Annotated in this window: 13 protein-coding genes; 4 read left to right on the plus strand and 9 right to left on the minus strand. The window is 61.0% G+C overall.

What is annotated here, in order from left to right; translation table 11 throughout:
• Positions 1-129: 129 nt before the first annotated feature.
• Entirely contained in the window at positions 130-834 is a 705-nt protein-coding gene (locus ACR0C9_RS00560) for a hypothetical protein (protein ID WP_480780149.1), read from the minus strand.
• Positions 835-865: 31 nt separating this feature from the next.
• Positions 866-3,934, minus strand: coding sequence for an ATP-binding protein (locus ACR0C9_RS00565; RefSeq protein ID WP_480780150.1), 3,069 nt, complete (start codon positions 3,932-3,934; stop codon positions 866-868).
• 158 nt (positions 3,935-4,092) lie between these two features.
• Between ACR0C9_RS00565 and ACR0C9_RS00570 the strand changes: the two genes are divergently transcribed.
• The 4 genes from ACR0C9_RS00570 to ACR0C9_RS00585 all read left to right on the plus strand — a co-directional run bounded on the left by ACR0C9_RS00570 (position 4,093) and on the right by ACR0C9_RS00585 (position 9,010).
• On the plus strand, positions 4,093-5,535 hold the full coding sequence (locus ACR0C9_RS00570) for a metallophosphoesterase family protein (RefSeq protein WP_480780151.1): 1,443 nt from the start codon (positions 4,093-4,095) through the stop codon (positions 5,533-5,535).
• A gap of 27 nt (positions 5,536-5,562) precedes the next feature.
• Positions 5,563-7,191 carry a N,N-dimethylformamidase beta subunit family domain-containing protein gene (locus ACR0C9_RS00575; RefSeq protein ID WP_480780152.1) on the plus strand — a complete coding sequence of 543 codons (1,629 nt, stop codon included), beginning with the start codon at positions 5,563-5,565 and terminating at the stop codon, positions 7,189-7,191.
• Between the two features lie 414 nt (positions 7,192-7,605).
• Positions 7,606-8,262, plus strand: coding sequence for an outer membrane protein (locus ACR0C9_RS00580; protein WP_480780153.1), 657 nt, complete (start codon positions 7,606-7,608; stop codon positions 8,260-8,262).
• Positions 8,263-8,362: 100 nt separating this feature from the next.
• On the plus strand, positions 8,363-9,010 hold the full coding sequence (locus ACR0C9_RS00585) for a sulfotransferase family 2 domain-containing protein (RefSeq protein ID WP_170452760.1): 648 nt from the start codon (positions 8,363-8,365) through the stop codon (positions 9,008-9,010).
• Positions 9,011-9,080: 70 nt separating this feature from the next.
• Here ACR0C9_RS00585 and ACR0C9_RS00590 read toward each other — a convergent pair whose 3' ends face one another.
• From ACR0C9_RS00590 to xdhA, 7 genes are all read right to left on the minus strand, one after another.
• Positions 9,081-10,154, minus strand: coding sequence for a BMP family ABC transporter substrate-binding protein (locus tag ACR0C9_RS00590; RefSeq protein WP_170452758.1), 1,074 nt, complete (start codon positions 10,152-10,154; stop codon positions 9,081-9,083).
• Between the two features lie 31 nt (positions 10,155-10,185).
• On the minus strand, positions 10,186-11,106 hold the full coding sequence (locus ACR0C9_RS00595; RefSeq protein WP_170452756.1) for an ABC transporter permease: 921 nt from the start codon (positions 11,104-11,106) through the stop codon (positions 10,186-10,188).
• Positions 11,106-12,188 (minus strand): ABC transporter permease, encoded by a 1,083-nt coding sequence (locus ACR0C9_RS00600; protein WP_170452754.1) that lies wholly within the window; start codon positions 12,186-12,188, stop codon positions 11,106-11,108. The genes ACR0C9_RS00595 and ACR0C9_RS00600 overlap by 1 nt, the downstream gene beginning before the upstream one ends.
• A gap of 63 nt (positions 12,189-12,251) precedes the next feature.
• Entirely contained in the window at positions 12,252-13,769 is a 1,518-nt protein-coding gene (locus ACR0C9_RS00605; RefSeq protein ID WP_170452752.1) for an ABC transporter ATP-binding protein, read from the minus strand.
• Complete coding sequence (gene xdhC / locus ACR0C9_RS00610) at positions 13,766-14,701, minus strand: xanthine dehydrogenase accessory protein XdhC (protein ID WP_170452750.1); 936 nt, start codon at positions 14,699-14,701, stop codon at positions 13,766-13,768. Before xdhC ends, ACR0C9_RS00605 begins: the two co-directional genes overlap by 4 nt.
• Positions 14,701-17,103, minus strand: a complete 2,403-nt coding sequence (gene xdhB / locus ACR0C9_RS00615) for a xanthine dehydrogenase molybdopterin binding subunit (protein WP_480780154.1) — start codon at positions 17,101-17,103, stop codon at positions 14,701-14,703. Before xdhB ends, xdhC begins: the two co-directional genes overlap by 1 nt.
• Positions 17,100-18,497 carry a xanthine dehydrogenase small subunit gene (gene xdhA, locus ACR0C9_RS00620; protein WP_480780155.1) on the minus strand — a complete coding sequence of 466 codons (1,398 nt, stop codon included), beginning with the start codon at positions 18,495-18,497 and terminating at the stop codon, positions 17,100-17,102. Before xdhA ends, xdhB begins: the two co-directional genes overlap by 4 nt.
• Positions 18,498-18,544: the final 47 nt, after the last annotated feature.

The following is an 18,544-nucleotide window of genomic DNA, read 5'->3' on the forward strand; positions in this document are numbered from 1 at the left end:
CCCGAGTGAAGAACGGCCTGTGATGCAGCTTGGCGCTATCAGCGTGTGTTGGATGAAATCCAGGAACGAGGTCTCGAAATCAAGGCGAGTGTCACTGAATTCGTTTCAACCCCACCAATCCAACAGGGCTTACGTGGGTGCCGACCCGCCAAACGCCGCCTGATAAGCCTTGTTGCTTTTCGCCCATTCGATCAGTTCCTCACCCGCTTCCATCGCGGCCTTCTCGTTGGGCGCATTCGAAATGGCGTCGAGCCGTTTGTGAAGGTCGGAACTGGGGTCTGCGGTCATCGCCCCAACCTCCATCACAAGGCTGACATTCGGGGGCGGGGTGTAGACATAGCCGTTCTGCGACTGAGCTTCGATCCGTTTGAGCAGGGCGGGCACGATGGATGCGGTGTCATGCACATAGTCCCAATTGGTCGAAAGCCCCTGAATCATCGGGTTATCGACCCCACCAAACAGCGTCACCGGTGTCGTCTTGTAGATCACAAGGGGCATTCCAGCGGCGTAGGCGGTCGTCACCTCGACAATACTGCCGCCATCGGGCACCCGGCCATCCATGTTGAACACAAGGCTCGAGCAGCGCCCGAGCAATTGGTAGATATCCTGCGCATAGCCGACCTTGAGGATGATATACAGCATCTCCTGGCCCTTTTGCGACCAGACCTGAGGGTCCTGCAACATATCCATCATCTTGGCGATCTCGACGCCGTCGCGCGGGGCGAGATAGGTGCCGAACCCTCCGGCCTCGAGCACGGCGGCGATGTTATATTGCTCCCAAAGATCACCGACGCTGAACATCGGGCCCGAGCAGAAAACGATATGGTCTGTCATGAAATGGTCCTCTGGTTGAAATTCAGTGTCGTCAGGCCGGGTCTGAAGCGGCTGCGCCGGGCTCCAGCCGACCGGCCCAATCGGCAACCAACTGCGCGCCTTCGGCTTCGCGCGCGGTGCCGGTTAGCATATCAGACAGCACCCGCGCGCAGCGCAGGGCCAGCGAAACCGATCCGGCAGCCCCGGCTTCGTCAATTGCGGTGCGCAGCAGCGCCTCGGCCTCGTCTTGTCGGTCCAGAACAGCCAGCACCTGTGCTTTCAACCGCATCAGGTCCGGGTTCCAGACCGGCTGGTTCAACATCCCCGACATTTGCAGCCCGGTGTCAACAATCGCCAGCGCTGTATCCGGATCATCATTGGCCAGCCGTGTGTCAGCCATGATCGCAAACCCCATACCCGAACCTGTCTGGCTGCCGGTTTTTGCCAGCAGGGCCAGACCGGCATCTACCTCCTGACACCGCTTGCCCGGCGGGTCGATGGGTTGCCCGGCCCGGAACAACTGGCTTAGCCCGCCCCAAAGCGGGATGCCGAGCTGGGTGCATGTCTCATAGGTCTCGGTGGCCAGCGCATAGGCGCGATCACTGTCCCGGCGACAATGCAGGGTGATGATCAGAAAGGCCCGTGCGGCGGCCAGGCTGAGCGCCGAGTTCAACCCCTCGGCCAGCGCCAACCCCGCCTCGGCACGTTTCAGCGCCGTATCGGGCGCGCCGCACCACCAATGGGCCACTGCGCCGACCCCATAGGCCAGAACGCCCTGATCGGTGCCAATGCCATAGGTAACTTCGGCGTAATCCTCGGGGCGGTAGAGACGGATCGCCTCTTCTGCATGTTCAACGGCAATTTCACCTTCGCCCAGTTGAAACCGCAGAAAGGCAAGCGTGGTATGGGCGCGCAACATGCCGATCCGGTTCGCGGCTGCGCCGGGCATAGCCAGAATGCGGTCGGCATATTCTATGCCCTTAGCGCAGTCGCCCTTGTCCAGAAAATGCGCGGCCAGCCCGTTCAGCGCCGATGAGGTCTCATCCGCGTCACCAAGACGTTCGGCCAGTTCCAACGCGCGATCCAGCACCGGTTTGATTTCGGGTGAGGCAAAGCCCCGTACGCCCATAATCGCATTCTCCAGCGGGATCTGGATGGACAACTCGATCTCATCCCGCTGGCGGGTTTCTTCGGTCTGCTCCAGCGCTGCCAAAGCACGGCGATACAGCACCGTTCCATCCTCGACCGCAGCTTGCTTGACCGCGCGCAGCCCGGCGTCGCGGTACCAGATGGCGGCATCGGTAAAATGCCGGGCAGCATGCAGGTGATGGGCGATCTTGTCGGGCTGCTCCGCCGTCCCGTCCTGAAGGCACGCAGCGGCGCGGGCATGCAGATCGGTCCGCTCGGCCCGCAGAAGCGTGGCATAGACCGCGTCCTGCGTCAGCGCGTGGCGGAACATGTAGCCATCGTTGGTGCCCGAACGCGGACGCAGAATATCGGCCTCCAGCAAATCTCCGACCGTTCCGGATATCTCGACCTCATCGCGCTGGGCGACCTGGGACAGGATCGACATATCCAGATCCTCGCCGAGAACGGCGGCGACCTGAGCGGTCTTTTTCGACTCGGGCGACAGGGCGTCCAGGCGTTCCATGATCAGGCTGTTCAGGGTTGGCGGAACCGCGCGGCTTTGGCGGTGTCCGGTCTGGTTTTCCCCGGCAAAGCGGGCCAGTTCTTCGATATAAAGGGGGTTGCCTGCGCCGCGCGTCAGGATGTCTTCCAGTACCGCACCCGACAGGTCCGCGGGGGCAGCGGCCCGTTGCGCCAACTGCGTCGCCTGGTCGTGATCCAACGCTGCAAGCGCGATCACTTCGGACCGTTTTGCCGGCAGCCCCAGACTGCCATCATCACGCTGCGCTACAAGGCAGAAAACCGGCAGCGGCTGCGGCCAGTCGAGCAACATCTCAAGCAGTTCCAGGCTGGTGGCGTCACACCAGTGAAGGTCTTCGCAGACCAGCACGACAGGGCGATCAACGGCAAGTCGTGCAAGCCAGTGCCCGAGGGTCAGAAGTGTCCGGTGGCGCAGGGTTTCCGGGCTGGAATTTTCCAACGCGGCCGTGTCGGAGGTATGGATACCAAGCAACCGGGCAATCAGCGGCACGGTCTCGTCCGGTGCATTGTCTTGTTGCGTCACACCCTGTCTGAGACGGTTGAGCGCCTCGTCGTCCTCCATGCCCGGAGTGATACCTAGACTTTGTTGGATCAGCCCGATGAAGGGTGCAAGCGGCGCGCCTGACGACAACGCGTCACACTGTACCCCAAGCCAGATATGGGGCGTTTCGGCCAATTGGGCCCGGAAGGCACGCAGCAGGCTGGTTTTGCCAATCCCCGGATCGCCTTTCACCGTTGCGGCGACCGGCCCGTGTTCGGTTGCCTTTTGCCAAAGATCGCGCAATTGGCCCAGCACCGCCTCGCGCCCCAGCAGCAGGGTCGAGCCTGTGACGTTTCCCGACCTGGCATTGGCAGCGGCAGGGCGCAATACGCGGTGCAGAGGCAATGGGCGGGCAACGCCTTTCAGGTCAACCGGTCCCAGAGGTTGCGATACGAATTTCTGTTTGAACAGCGACATCACCGGATCGCTGACCAATACTGTTCCGGGACGGGCCTGCGCCTCGATCCGGGCGGCAATGTTCACTGTTTCACCAAACAAAACATCGCGCCCGCCCTGTTCGCTTTCACCCACCACCACCTCGCCGGTATGCACCCCGATGCGGGCCTGCAGGCGTGGTGCGTCCGGGTCCGTACCGGGCAGGGGTTGTTTCATCGCGTTCAACAGGTCCAACGCGGCCCGCACAGCGCGCTCAGCGTCGTTTTCCCGCGCCTGCGGATAGCCGAAATACAGCAGCAGGCCATCGCCCAGATATTTGGCGACCCGTCCGCCATAGTCTGTGAAAATGCGCCGTCCGGTTTCCTGATAGGCAAGGATCAGCGCGGCGTAATCCTCGGTGTCGATCCGGCCGCTCAGATCGGTCGATCCGGCCAGATCGACGAAGACCACAACAAGCTGCCGGCGTTCGCCGACGACATTGTGCCGGTTCGAGAGGTCTTCGTCGGAATGAACCATCTCTGCCCCCTGAAACGCCCCAAAATAAGGTTTAACGCGTTAACTCTTTCAGCTTGACCGCATGAGTTCCCCTGCGTCAAGTAAGAGTTGGCGCCTCTGACCCGGGTCATATCCCCGGCGATCGCCTCGAAAAACGGGCCGCAGGAGAAAGCACAATCATGAGCGATATCCGGTACATCAGCCTGTCCGACATGCATTTCGGGGCCGATAACAGCATCCTGACGCGGCTGACTTGGGCCGATGGTAAAGTGGACCCGAACCATCCAAGCGATCTGCTGGTGCAACTGGTGGGCTGCCTGCGTCATCTGATCAACGCGAACGGGGATGCGCCCCTTCCGACCCTGATCCTGAATGGCGATATTCTGGATCTGGCCTTCAGCACCAAGACCGTTTCGGCCATGGCGTTTCAGCAGTTTCTGGAACTGGCCATGCCCGAGGATCCCGATAGCCGGTTGTTCTCGACCAAGATGATCTATCTGCCGGGCAACCATGATCACCATCTGTGGCAAACCTGCCGGGAGCGCCGGTTTGCCGATCATCTGGCAGGGTCCGACTGGCAGGACAGCGCGCCAACCGTGCCGCATACCACGCCGCTGATGGACCCCGATCCGCTGCCTGATTGCCTGTTGCAATCGATTGGCCGACGCTTGCCGTGGCTGTCCGATCTTACGGTCGAAACGGTCTATCCCAACCTGGCCTTTGCCTCGGGCCAAAAGCTGGTGATCTATACCCACGGTCACTTCATCGAAGATGTCTATCTGCTGGCCAGCACCTTTGCCGATACTCTGTTCCCCGACACCAAGCCCCCTGTCACGATGGAGGAATGGGAGGCGCAGAACTTTGCCTGGATCGATTTTGTCTGGTCCCTGATCGGTCGTTCAGGCCGGATCGGGCCGGATGAAGAGATCATCTATAACCTCGGCAACAGCCCCAAGGAACTGGGGGCGCTGGCAGGCGCGGCGGTCCGGCGTTTTCTGGAGGCCAAGGCCGGGTCACTGGGCAAATCGCTGGGCGAGGGGGCCGGAGAACTGGTGGGCGATCTGGTCGGAAAAGCGTTCGAGCGAGGCTCGGCGCAGCATCTGCTCAGCGATGGTGGTGCAGGTCTGCGTCGGTTTTTGCAGGTTCCGGTTCAGGGTCAGATCAGGGCCGCCTATGGCGACAAGCCGGTGCCCGCCGACATTTCCGTGGTTTTCGGCCACACGCACAAGCCATTTGAGAAAGTGATGGAGATCGAAGATTTCACTGCCCCCCGTTTCACCGCCGTCAACAGCGGCGGCTGGGTGGTCGACAGCCCCGACCCGCAACCCCTGATCGGAGGGGCGGCGGTTCTTATGGATGCCGACCTGAACCTTGCCTCGCTGCGCTTTTATAACGAAGCGGATGCCCCAGGTGATTACCGCGTGGCGTTGCATAAGGCGGGGCCGGAAGGTGCCGATAACCCCTTGTTCGACCGTTTGTCCTCGCTTGTTGACGGCACTCAATGGCCTTGGGCACAGTTTTCGCAAACAGCCGCAGTTGCGGTCAAAACCCACAACACGCGGCTTAAGGCGTTTCTTGCCGCTTATGAGCCAAGCCAGCCTGAAGATGCGACCAAAGACTGAACTCGACCCATCGAAGCCGATCCGCCAATGACGCGTTCAGAATCCAGCGAACCGGCCATCACGCCACGAACCCGCGCCAAGGCGCGGCATATTCTGGACAACTATTACATTGGCCCGTCCCGTGACGCCGATGTGCTGGAGATCTGGGGTTACACCGACCGCATGACCTACGCCCCGGGTGAACGCGTGGCGCTGCGCGTTTCGACAACCGCGCAGAAATGGGATCTGGAGATTGGCCGGGATGGGGTCTCCTACCAGCCCGTGCTTCGGGAAAGCGGGTTGAAAGGGGTGCATCAGGATACGCCCTTCGACTGTTCGGTTTCCGGGTGCGATTGGGAGGCGTCTTACGAATTCACCATTCCTGCCGACTGGCCTGCAGGCGGGTATCTGGTGACGTTCAGGGCCGGGCGAGACGGGGATCACGTCGAAGAACACCATCTGTTTCTGCTACGCCGCGCAAAGGACAAACCAGCCGCGCCATATCTGTTGGTTTGCGCCACGGGCACTTGGCTGGCGTATAATTGCTGGGGCGGGTCCAATCATTACGAGGGTATCACCGGCCCGGACCAGAATGCCTTTTCGCCTGTTGTTTCAACCCAACGCCCCTGGACGCGGGGGTTTTGCAAACTGCCAGCCGGGGCCCCTCGGGCGGTGCCTGACAGGGCTCATACTGCTGGTGAGATGGTGCGTTACCCCTATATGGAATGGGCCTATGCCTATGGGTATTCGAAGAAATATGCCTCGGCCGGGTGGGCCAGCTATGAACGGCATTTTGCCAGGTGGGCCGAAGCGCAGGGTTATGAATTCGACTTTGCCACCCAACATGATCTGGAGGCTGATCCCGACCTGTTGGAACGCCACAGATGCGCGGTTTTTGTCGGGCATGACGAGTATTGGTCGGCGAATATGCGCAAGGCCGTGGATCGCTTTGTCACCAACGGCGGTCGGGTCGCCCGGTTTGCAGGGAACTTCCTGTGGCAGACCCGGATCGAAGACGAAGGGCAGACCCAGATCTGCTACAAATACACGGCAGAGCTCGATCCGCTGGCCGGAACGGACCAGCAGCATCTGGTGACAGCAGCGTGGGAGGTTGATCCGGTGAACTGGCCGGGTGCCCAGACGTTCGGGGTGAACGGGCTTAAGGGCATCTACGCGGGCTTGGGCCGGTGTGCGGGGCAGAACAGCGGTTTCACGGTCTACCGCCCCGATCACTGGGCACTTGCCGGAACGCAATTGGGCTATGGCGATCAACTGGGAAGTAGCTCGCGGATTTACGGGTACGAGGTCGACGGGCTGGATTACAGAATGGAGGATGGCCTGCCGTTTCCGACAGGGACCGATGGAGCTGATCCCGACATCTCTATTCTGGCCATGGGTCTGGCAACAAACCTAGAGCCGGATCACGGAATTTGGGGTGAGACGATGTATATCGGCAGCGCCGACGCTGCTTTCAAAGCACGGACACTGTTCGGCGAACTGACCCAGGAAACGCTTGACCGCAGCACGCGCGGAAACGGAGTTATTGTGCATTGGGAGCGTGGGCAAGGCGAAGTCTTTACCGCCGCCACCTGCGAGTGGGTCATGGGCCTGACGCGCCGCGATTGGCAGGTCGAGCAGATCACCCGCAACGTGCTGGACCGGTTTGGGCGGGCTTGACGCGTTGTGTCAGTGACCCCAAGAATCCCTTCCTTTTGGGGTTTCGGCAATTTCTTGCTGGATTTTGAGTGTACGCGCAGATCGTTGCGGTGATTTGGTCAGAGCATCCGATCACTCAACGGACGCGATGTGGCTTTAGCGCCATGCGGCGAACATGTCCCGAGTGTTCAGGACGATAAGGGATTTAGGAATGCGCTTGCCCGTGGTATTCTCAAGATGAGACAGTGAGTTACGAACGGGCCGATTTGATCAGGCACAACTTGGAAGATGCCCATTATTTTAGCGACTGTTGCGGGTATGTCCCGCAGGCGCGCGAAAAGAATAAGTCGTTTTTGGCTTTTCAGAAGGTGCTGCTAGATTTTGTGTATCGGGCGCTGTAAGGCGGCGAAAAAAGGAACGATTGAGGTGTTACGTATGTCGAATATGCGAAATGCGGTAGCAGGTATTGTGCTGGCACAGCTTGCGCTGTTCATTCCAGAAACCGCGCAGGCGCAAGATGGGCTGACAGGGGCTGACGGGGCCTTTCATGGCCTCTATGCCGGGTTGGAAATTGGCGCTGCCACGGCAAGCGGTGACACGGATTACCCTGTCTTGTCCGGTGGAACCTTAGATGCCTCTTTCGATCCGGATAACGGACGCAGTTTCGGTGTCTTGGTTGGCTACAACCTGCAACGCGGCAATATCTTGTACGGCGCCGAAGCCCGGTATTCGAACCTGTCTTACGTGCTTGAACGCGGAGCACCCGCACCGGAAAACCGTGAAGTCATGGATTTCGCAGACGTGCGCGGGCGCGTGGGCTATATCCGCGGTGATTTTTTGCTTTACGGTGCCGTGGGCTGGTCCTGGTCGCGCCTGCGTGTTCATCCAAGCGCAGCTTTTGAGTCTCGGGAAAGTCAAACGACGCTGGATGGTTTCAATATCGGCGTGGGCGTCGAATACAACGTCACGGATCGCTGGTTCGTTGCCGCTGATTACACCTATCGCGACGTCTCGGGCCAGTTTGACGAAGCATCCAACGACAGTGACTTTGATCTGAGCACCATAACCGCGCGTGTCGCATATCGGTTCTGATTGCGACCGCGCCGAAGTGGCGGTACACGCGTTTGACCGCTGAACCAACCGATCACCAAAGCCGTACCACGCCGACACGTGGCACAGTTAAGGAAGCCGGATGCCTGTATATCCCAATCTTCGCACCGTGTTCGTGCACATCCCGAAAACCGGCGGTTCGACTGTGACCACTTTGCTCAAGCGGGACCATCTGTTGAGTCGTCGTGTAAACGAACGCCATCCACAAGATGAAGAACGCGCGACCATATCCGGGCTGCTGAAACTGGTGGGGGATGAGGCCGATGACTACTACAAGTTCGCGTTCGTCAGAAACCCGTGGGATCGCTTTGTCTCGGCCTATCACTATGTGTGCCAGCGGCGCCCGGATTTGACAGAAGTCAGCGATTGCGGGTCGTTTGATGAGTTCATGGCGACATTTGCGCGTGACCCGGACCGTTTCCTCAAGATCCGGTATTTCATACCGCAGAGCTATTTTCTGACGGCACGCTCGGGCGAGATGCCGATTGATTTCATCGGCCGGTTCGAACGCTTTGATGACGATCTCAAAGTGGTGATGAAACAGCTTGGCCTTCGAAGGTCGACGGTGCGCCACAGGAAAAAGACGGCGCGTTCGGACTACCGTGACTATTTCGATGACGACAGCCGGGATGTGGTTGCGCAGGCCTACGCGCGTGACATCGAACTGTTTGGCTATTCCTTTGAAGACGGAAGCACCCGAAAGAAATCAAAGTTCCTTGGCCTGTTCTAAGCGGGTTAATTCCGAGACAAAAAAAGCCCGCACGTCGGTGCGGGCTTTCTCTGTTTGCTTGACTTAGGACTTACTGCGGAATTTCGCCTTCCAGCCCCTCGACATAGAAGTTCATGCCAGCCAGCGTACCGTCATCAGCGGTTTCGCCCTCGGCCAGCCAGTCACTGCCGTCCTGCTTCTTCAGCGGGCCGGTGAAGGGGTGGTATTCACCGGCAGCCATGGCGGCTTTCAGGGCCAAGGCTTCTTCTTTGACATCAGCCGGAACGGCGTCGGTGATTTCACCGATTGCGACCATGCCTTCACGGATGCCATCCCAGGTGTTCGCGCTTTCCCATGTGCCATCCATAACGGCCTGGGTCCGTGCAATGTAATACGGTGCCCAATCATCGATGATCGACGACACGCGCGGGAATGGCGCGTATTCGCTCATGTCCGAGGCCTGACCAAAGGTGACCACGTTGCCTGCCTCTTGCGCTGCCGCTTGCGGCGCGGTCGAGTCGGTGTGTTGCAGGATCACGTCCGCGCCCTGTTCGATCAGAACCGTGGCGGCGTCGGCTTCTTTCGCCGGGTCAAACCAAGTGTAAGCCCATACGATCTTGAACTCGACATCCGGGTTCACCTTCTTGGCGTGGATATAGGCCGAGTTGATGCCACGGATCACTTCGGGGATCGGGTACGAGCCGATATAACCGATGATGTTCGATTCCGTCATGTTTCCGGCGATATGGCCCTGAACCGCGCGACCTTCGTAAAACCGGGCCGAGTACACGGAAACGTTGTCGGCAGTCTTATATCCGGTGGCGTGCTCGAATTTCACATCCGGGAACTTCTTGGCCACGTTGATGGTCGGGTCCATGTAACCGAACGAGGTTGTAAAGATCAGATCCGCGCCTTCCAGCGCCATCTGGGTCATCACACGCTCGGCGTCGGGGCCTTCGGGAACGGACTCGACGAACACGGTTTCAACCTTGTCGCCAAAGTGTTCTTCCACGGCCAGACGGCCCTTGTTGTGTTCATAGGTCCAGCCGCCGTCGCCCACGGGGCCGACATATACAAAGCCGACCTTGGTTTTGTCTTCGGCCATGGCCCCCGAGGCCAGACCCAGCGCCATGGCGGCGCTTGCCAGAAGTGATGTGAATTTCATGTGTTACTCCCCAAGTTGGTTCAGTTGGCCCCTAGTGTGAGGCATGGAAGATCCGGCCCAGTGAGGCAGGTGCGCTGCTCTTGTCGGCCGAAAGGATCACAAGCACAAGGATCGTGATGATATAGGGCGACATTGCCAGATACTCGACAGGGATGGCAACGCCCGCTGCCTGCAAATTAAGCTGCAACACTGTGATTCCGCCGAACAAATAGGCGCCCAGCAAGGCGCGCCAGGGTTTCCAGCTGGCAAACACCACCAGCGCCAAGGCGATCCATCCCACGCCAGCCGTCATGCCCTCGGTCCATTGCGGCACGCGGATCAGGCTGATGTAAGCCCCGCCCAGGCCCGCGCAGGCCCCGCCGAACAGGATCGCCAGAATGCGGATCTTGATGACCTTGTAGCCCAGGGCATGTGCCGCGTCGTGGTTTTCGCCCACTGCACGCAGGATCAGACCGACGCGCGTGTATTTCAGCGTGGCCCAAACAGCGGCGGTCAACGCAATGCCGACATACAGGATCGGATCATGCTGGAACAGGATCGGCCCAATCACCGGGATATCACTGATCAAGGGAATATGGATGTCGCCCATGCTGGGGGGTTTGACCCCGACATAGCTTTGACCCATCAGCGCACTGAACCCCAGTCCAAACAGCGTCAGCGCCAAACCACTTGCCACCTGATTGGCCAGTGCCACCTGCGTCAGCAGCACAAACAGCAGGGACAGCACGGCGCCGCCAATCGCGGCAGCAATAAAGCCCAGCCAGGGTGAGCCGGTCTCGACCGAGATCGCAAAGCCGCTGATCGCGCCCACGATCATCATGCCCTCGACGCCAAGGTTCAGAACGCCAGCCTTTTCGACGACCAGCTCTCCGATCGCGGCCAGCAGCAGGGGGGTTGCGGCCACCATCAGCGAGGCGACCAGAAGGACGGGGTTAATCTCACCAAGATCCATTACGCTACCTCGCTACGGGCCGCACGGATGCGGTAGTTGGTCAAAAGATCGAAAGCCAGCAGGAAGAACAGCAGCATCCCCTGGAATACCTGAATGGCGGCGGCGGGCAGGCCCAGTTGGGATTGCGCAATCTCGCCGCCGATATAGGTCAGCGCCATCAGGCCACCGGCCAGCAGGATACCCACCGGATGCAACCGGCCCAGAAAGGCCACGATGATCGCGGTAAAGCCATAGCCCACGTTAAAGTCGATGCTGACCACGCCCGAGGGACCGGACACTTCGAACATCCCGGCAAGCCCTGCCAGCGCGCCGGACAGGCCCAGACAGAACAGGATCAGCCGCGCCGGGTTCACGCCTGCGAATTTCGCGGCCCTTGGGGCCTCGCCGGTCAGGCGGATGTGGAAGCCCAGCATGTGCCGGTTCAACAGCACATAGGCAAAGATCACCGCGATCAGCGCGGTCACGACGCCCCAATGCATCCCCGAACCGGCGATCAGCTCAGCATTATGCGCGCTGTCATAAGATTGCAGGTTGCGCGAGCCAGGAAAGCCGAACCCTTCGGGGTTTTTCAACAGCCCCAGCGAGACCGAGGCCAGCATCTGCTCGGCCACATAGACCAGCATCAGCGACACAAGGATTTCGTTGGTGCCGAACCGCACTTTCAGAAAGGCCGGGATCATCGCCCAGAGCCAACCGCCAAAGGCCCCGGCAACCACCATGATCGGAAAGATATAGAACGCCTCTAGCGGATAAAACGCCAGACCAGCGCCCGCGCCGAAAATGGCGCCCATGATATACTGCCCCTCGGCCCCGATATTCCAGATGCCCGCGCGAAAGCCAAGCGACAGACCAATGGCGATCAGAACCAACGGCGCGCCTTTCACCAGCAATTGCGGGCGATAGTAAAAGGCGAACTCACCGAACAGAGGATCCCAGAAAATGGTGCCAATGGCCTCGACCGGGTTCTTGCCCAAAATGGCGAATAGAATGCCACCAAACACCATGGTCGCCAGCACCGCCACCAAGGGGGTCGCATAAGACCACGCCTTCGACGGCTGCGGCCGCTTCTCCAACACAATCACCTGCTCATCCCCCCAAGTTCTTCATCTTTTTGTAAATACTCCCGCCGGAGGCGGCTCAACAGATCACACATGCGCCACCTCCATGCCATGCGCGCCGCCCATCATCAGGCCGATCTCGTCCACGGTCAGACCCGTCGTCGGGCGTGGCGCGCTCAGTCGTCCTTCGTTCAAGGCGGCAAAGCTGTCCGAGATTTCCATCAACTCATCCAGATCCTGCGAGATACAGACAACCGCTGTCCCCTTGGCCGCCAAATCCAGAATCGCCTGACGGATCGAGGCCGCAGCCGCCGCGTCCACACCCCAGGTCGGCTGGTTCACCACCAGAACGTCCGGGTCCTGCAGCACTTCGCGTCCGATCACGAATTTCTGCAGATTGCCGCCTGACAGCGACCGCGCCGCATTTTCCGGCCCCGGCGTGCGCACGTCGAACGCCTTGATGATCTTCTCGGCGAAACCCTTGGTCTCTGCCCATTTCAGAAAACCGTTGCTCTCCAGCCCTTCGCGGACAGATCCGGTCAGCAGGGCATTCTCAGTCAGGCTCATGTCCGGTGCCGCCGCATGGCCCAGCCGTTCCTCGGGTGCTGTCAGCACGCCCAGCTTCCGGCGCGCGCTCGGTCCAAGTTTGCCAACCGGCTGTCCGTTGAACTTGATTGCATCAGCGGCTGTCGTGATTTCACCCGACAGAACCCCCAGCAATTCATCTTGTCCGTTCCCGGCAACGCCACCAATGCCCAGAACCTCACCCTTGCGGACGGTCATATGTACGTTCTTCAACGCCGTCCCGAATTCCGATGGCGACGGCACCGACAAGCCGCTGACATCCAGCGCAACCTCGCCGAACGCGCGACCGGACCGTTCCGGCGTCTGCAGGGTCGAGCCCACCATCATTTCGGCCATATCCCGCGCCGAGGTCTCGGACGGCACGCATTCACCCACATTTTTGCCCAGACGCAGGATCGTGGCGTGGTCACACAGCGTGCGGATTTCCTCCAGCTTGTGCGAGATATACAGGATCGAGGTGCCCTCGGACCGCAGCTTGTTCAGCGTCTCGAACAGGATTTCGACCTCCTGCGGGGTCAGCACGCTGGTCGGTTCGTCCATGATCAACAGCTTGGGATCTTGCAGCAGACACCGAATGATCTCGACCCGCTGGCGTTCACCCGCAGACAGATCACCGACCGTGCGGTACGGGTCCAGCGGCAGGCCATAGGTCTCGGACACTTGCCGAATACGCGAGGCCAGATCGCCCATCGGGGGCGGGTTCTCCATCCCCAAAGCGATGTTCTCGGCCACATTCAGCGCGTCAAACAGCGAGAAATGCTGGAACACCATCGCAATGCCGTCTGCCCGCGCCGCGCGGGGCTCAGGTGGGGCAAAGGGTTGGCCGCGCAGCAGCATTGTGCCGCTGTCAGGCTTCACCAGCCCGTAGATCATCTTGACCAGCGTGGATTTCCCCGCGCCGTTTTCGCCCAGCAGGGCGTGAACCTCGCCTTCGCCAATGTCAAAAGACACCTGATCATTGGCCACGACGCCGGGATAGGCTTTGGTCAGCCCTTGCAAGCTTAGAAGTGGAGTGGTCACGCGCTCAGGTCCTTCTTCAATTCGTTCCGCCGGGCCGGGCGCAGCAGCTGTGCCGCGACGCCAACGGCGATCATCTGCGGGTGTTTGCCCAGGCCGGGGTCCCCGATTGGACAGGTGATCCGGCTGATCCGCTCGGGCGAATGCCCAAGGGCCGCCAACCGCGACCGGAATCGCGCCCATTTCGTAGCCGAGCCAATCAGCCCAGCAAAGCGGAAATCGTGCAAAAGCAGCCGGTTGCACAGTTCCAAGTCCAGAGTGTGTGAATATGTCAGCACAAGGTGTTCGGCATCACGGGGCGCATGGCGCACCAGTTCCGCCGGTTTTGCCGCCGGGACGACGGTAACGCCGCGCGGCACGGTTTCGGGGAAGCGCTCTGGCCCGGTATCAACCCATGTGATCGCCAGATCGGGCAGGGGTGACAGGACATCAACCAACGCCCGGCCCACATGGCCAGCGCCCCATATCCAGAGATTGCGAGCCGGTTGGTGAACCGGTTCGATCATCCATCCGTCAATCAGTTGCGGGTCTGGCTCGATGCCCTGACCCCGCGCCCGCGCCAGCAGCCGTTTGACGGACAGGGGCATTTCGCCACCCGAAACCGGGCGAGCGATGAACTTGTCATCCAGAGTGTTGACCGCATCAAGGTCATAAACCTCGCTCAGCAGCGATACCGCCCCGCCGCAGCACTGGCCCATATCCGGGCCAAGCGCGTGTTGGCTCAGCCGTACCCGATCGGTCTGATGGCGCGCGGCTTGCGCCGCCTGATACTCCAACGTACCGCCGCCGATGGTGCCCGATTGCCCGCCCTCCCAGACCAGCATCGCGGCACCGACCTCGCGCGGGGACGACCCTTTAATCCCGGCTATGACCAACCGGACCACTTTTCCGTGGGTTTTGACCGCCTCCCTCAAAGCCTCCAGATCAAATCCCATCAGATGCCTCCCTTCATCCTTTGGACACCTCGCCAGACTTCCTCGGCCGTGGCGGGGGCATCCAATGCCGGGTATCCATCCCCGCAGGCCGCCACTGCATTCGACAGCGCCAGCCAGGCCGAGATGCCCAGCATGAAGGGCGGCTCTCCCACCGCTTTCGAGCGATAGATCGTATCCTCGCGGTTTTCACCGTCCCACAACGCGACGTTGAAGATGTCGGGCCGGTCGGAACAGGCGGGGATTTTATAGGTCGAGGGCGCATGGGTGCGCAGATTGCCCTTGTGGTCCCAGACCAGTTCCTCGGTCGTTAGCCAGCCCGCGCCTTGCACATAGCCACCTTCGACCTGTCCGATATCCAGCGCGGGGTTCAGCGAGGCCCCTGCGTCATGCAGAATATCCGTGCGCAGAATGCGGTTTTCGCCGGTCAGAGTATCTACGGCAACTTCGGTCACCGAGGCCCCATAGGCGAAGTAGAAGAACGGGCGACCCCGGCCCTTGATCCGATCCCATTCGATCTTGGGCGTCTTGTAGAAACCGGTCGCCGACAGGCTGACCCGGCCCTGATAGACCAGCGCAGCAGCCTCGGCGAAGGTATAGCGTTCCTCACCGACCGACACATGCCCGTCCGAGAAGGTCACGGTCGACGGATCGGCCTGATGCCGTTCGGCCAGATAGTCAGCCATCCGGTCGCGGATCGTGTCGCAGGCGGCCTTGACCGCCATGCCGTTCAGGTCACTGCCCGAGGATGCCGCCGTGGCCGAGGTATTGGGCACCTTGGCGGTATCGGTGGCGGTGATCTTCACCATCTCAAGCGGGATATCAAAGCGCGAGGCTGCGACCTGCGCCACCTTCTGGAACAGGCCCTGACCCATTTCCGTGCCGCCATGGTTCAGGTGGACCGAGCCGTCCTGATAGACATGCACCAGCGCCCCCGCCTGATTCAGGTGGGTCAGCGTGAAGGAGATACCGAACTTGACCGGAGAGAAGGCGATGCCCTTCTTGATAACAGCGTTTTCGGCGTTCCATTTCTCGATAGCGGCCTTGCGCGCGGTATAGTCGCTGGATTTCAGCAACGCCTCGGTCATGCCGTGCAGTTCGAAATCGCTGACCTCCATGCCGTAGGGGGTGGTGTTGCCGCCTGCGGGCAGGGGGCGCACTGGGGCGTTGCCGGTCTCAACCGCGCCGCGGCTGGTCAGGTCTTCGTGCGGGTCGGGGTGACCCAGCGGTTTTTCCGTGAGAACAGGGTCAGCAACAACATGCGCAGGCTCGTAGTAGTTCCGCCGCCGCAGTTCGACCGGGTCCAGTCCCAGTTCATGCGCGGCGTGATCCATCACGCGCTCGATTCCGACCATCCCCTGCGGGCCGCCAAAGCCGCGATAGGCGGTGGCGGATTGGGTGTTGGTTTTCAGCCGGTGGCTTTCGATGCGCGCGTTGGGCAGCAGATAGGCATTGTCGGAATGCAGCATGGCGCGGTCGGCGACGGGCAGGGACAGGTCCTGCGCCCAGCCGCAGATCGCATATTGCAGGAATGAGACGCCCTGAATGTGGCCATTGTCATCGAACCCGGCCTTGTAGGAAATCCGGAATGCGTGGCGCTTGCCGGTGATGGTCATGTCATCGTCGCGGTCATAGCGCATCTTGCAGGCTTTGCCGGTTGCCCGTGCCGCCACGGCACAAGCGACGGCTAGCGCGTTGCCCTGACTTTCCTTGCCGCCGAAGCCACCGCCCATCCGCCGGGTCTCAACCCGCACCGCGTGCATGGGTACGCCCAGGGCGTCCGCCACCTTGTGCTGAATCTCTGTCGGGTGCTGGGTCGAACTGTGAACCAGCATGTCGCCGCCCTCGTTTGGTAGGGCCAGCGCGGCCTGCCCTTCGAGGTAGAAATGCTCCTGTCCGCCGATCTCGAACGTGCCTTCGATCACATGGGCCGCGCCCGCGATGGCCGCGTCGGCGTCGCCCTTGGCGTAGATGCGCGGGCCGTCTTCGAACCGGCTGTCGGCGGCCAGGGCCTCTTCAACCGTCAAGATCGGGGTGTCTTCGGCATAGTCGATCTGCCCCAGTCGCGCGGCTTTGCGGGCGGCCAGATGGCTGGTCGCAACCACAAGGAAAACCGGCTGGCCGATATAGTGCACGGTGCCGTCCGACAGCAGCGGTTCATCGTGGATCGAGGGCGAGACGTCGTTGGCAAAGGGCAGGTCGTCGGCGGTCAGGACCGCGACGACCCCGTCGGCTGCTTTCGCCGCAGACAGGTCCATCGCGGTGATCCTGCCCTTGGCAATCGGGCTAAGGCCAAAGGCCAGATGCAGCGATCCTTTGGGGGTCGGGATGTCGTCCACATAGCGCGCGGTGCCCGAGACATGCAGCGGTGCCGCGTCATGCGGCAGGGGTTTGGTCACGCTCATGCCGATACCTCCAGCACGTTTGTCACCTCACCCTGATCTTCGAGGAAATATCTTTCGAGCATCGCTTTGGCGGTTTCCAGTCGATAGGTGGCCGAGGCGCGCATGTCCGTGAGTGGTGTGAAATCGTCGGCAAAGGCGGGAAGCGCGGCCTGAATGGTGTCGCGCGTCCACGGGTTGCCGATCAACGCGGCCTCGACATGGGCTGCCCGTTTCGGGATGGCCGCCATGCCGCCAAACGCGATGCGCGCCTGGGTGACGGTGCCGTCCGAGACGGTGATATTGAAACAGCCGCAGACGGCCGAGATATCCTGATCGAATCGTTTGCTGAGCTTATACGCCTTCAGCCGGTCGGGTTGACGCGGAAAGCTGACGGCCTCGACGAACTCACCGGGGGTGCGATCCTGTTTGCCATAGTCGATGAAGAACTGCTCCAGCGGCAGGGACCGGCGGGTGTCGCCCTTGCGCAGGTGCAGCGTGGCGTTCAGCGCAATCAGGGCGGGCGGGTTGTCCCCGATGGGCGAGCCGTTGGCGATGTTGCCGCCCACGGTGGCCGCGTGGCGCACCTGAACGCTGGCATAGCGGCGGATCATTTCGGCGTAGGAGGGGTGTAGGTCGGTCAGCGCCGCGCCCATGCGGTTCATATCGACCATCGCGCCAAAGCGGATTTCGTCATCGGTGATGGTGATCTGTTTCAGATCGTCGCAGCGGCTGAGGAAAATCACCGGGTCCAGATCGCGCAACTGCTTGGTGACCCAGAGCCCGACATCGGTGGCCCCTGCGATCAGGGTGGCGCTTGGGTGGTCGGCGTAAAGAGCTGCCAGTTCTTCGGCGCTGTGGGGGAGGAAGGGGGGCTCTGCCCCCCGGCCTGCGGCCTCCCCCCGAGGTATTTTTGAACAAGAGAAGGACTGGTCGTTGGTGATCCAGTCCGGTGTCGGTTTTGGTTCGGCGGCTTGGGCGGCGCGGATGATCGGGGCGTAGCCGGTGCAGCGGCAGAGGTTTCCGGCCAGTTGCGTGTCGTGATCGGTGGCACCGGTGGCGTGGCTTGCGACCATCGACATCACGAAGCCCGGGGTGCAGAAGCCGCATTGCGAGCCATGCAGGTCGACCATGGCCTGTTGCACCGGGTGGGCTTCGCCGTTTGGACCGCTGGCCCCTTCGACGGTGCGGACCGCTTTGCCGTGTAACTGGGGCAGGAACAGAATGCAGGAATTGAGCGCCTTGTGGCCATCCGCATCCGTCACCATGACGGTGCAGGCGCCGCAGTCGCCTTCGTTGCAACCTTCCTTGGTGCCGGTCAGGCCGCGATCCTCGCGCAGCCAGTCCAGCAGGGTGGCTGTCGGATCGACATCCGCCAGTTCCACTGTCTCTCCGTTCAGAAGAAACGTGATCGTCATACGAGAAACCCGTCGCGTTACCCGGTTGCGCCCTTGGGTGCCCTCCT

It is taken from the genome of Ruegeria sp. C12 (genome assembly GCF_056537745.1).

Excerpts from the sequence above, each read along its gene's own strand:
- ACR0C9_RS00560 (WP_480780149.1), bottom strand. The coding sequence starts at position 834 with ATGACAGACCATATCGTTTTCTGCTCGGGCCCGATGTTCAGCGTCGGT.
- ACR0C9_RS00565 (WP_480780150.1), bottom strand. The coding sequence starts at position 3,934 with ATGGTTCATTCCGACGAAGACCTCTCGAACCGGCACAATGTCGTCGGC.
- ACR0C9_RS00570 (WP_480780151.1), top strand. The coding sequence starts at position 4,093 with ATGAGCGATATCCGGTACATCAGCCTGTCCGACATGCATTTCGGGGCC.
- ACR0C9_RS00575 (WP_480780152.1), top strand. The coding sequence starts at position 5,563 with ATGACGCGTTCAGAATCCAGCGAACCGGCCATCACGCCACGAACCCGC.
- ACR0C9_RS00580 (WP_480780153.1), top strand. The coding sequence starts at position 7,606 with ATGTCGAATATGCGAAATGCGGTAGCAGGTATTGTGCTGGCACAGCTT.
- ACR0C9_RS00585 (WP_170452760.1), top strand. The coding sequence starts at position 8,363 with ATGCCTGTATATCCCAATCTTCGCACCGTGTTCGTGCACATCCCGAAA.
- ACR0C9_RS00590 (WP_170452758.1), bottom strand. The coding sequence starts at position 10,154 with ATGAAATTCACATCACTTCTGGCAAGCGCCGCCATGGCGCTGGGTCTG.
- ACR0C9_RS00595 (WP_170452756.1), bottom strand. The coding sequence starts at position 11,106 with ATGGATCTTGGTGAGATTAACCCCGTCCTTCTGGTCGCCTCGCTGATG.
- xdhC (WP_170452750.1), bottom strand. The coding sequence starts at position 14,701 with ATGGGATTTGATCTGGAGGCTTTGAGGGAGGCGGTCAAAACCCACGGA.
- xdhB (WP_480780154.1), bottom strand. The coding sequence starts at position 17,103 with ATGAGCGTGACCAAACCCCTGCCGCATGACGCGGCACCGCTGCATGTC.
- xdhA (WP_480780155.1), bottom strand. The coding sequence starts at position 18,497 with ATGACGATCACGTTTCTTCTGAACGGAGAGACAGTGGAACTGGCGGAT.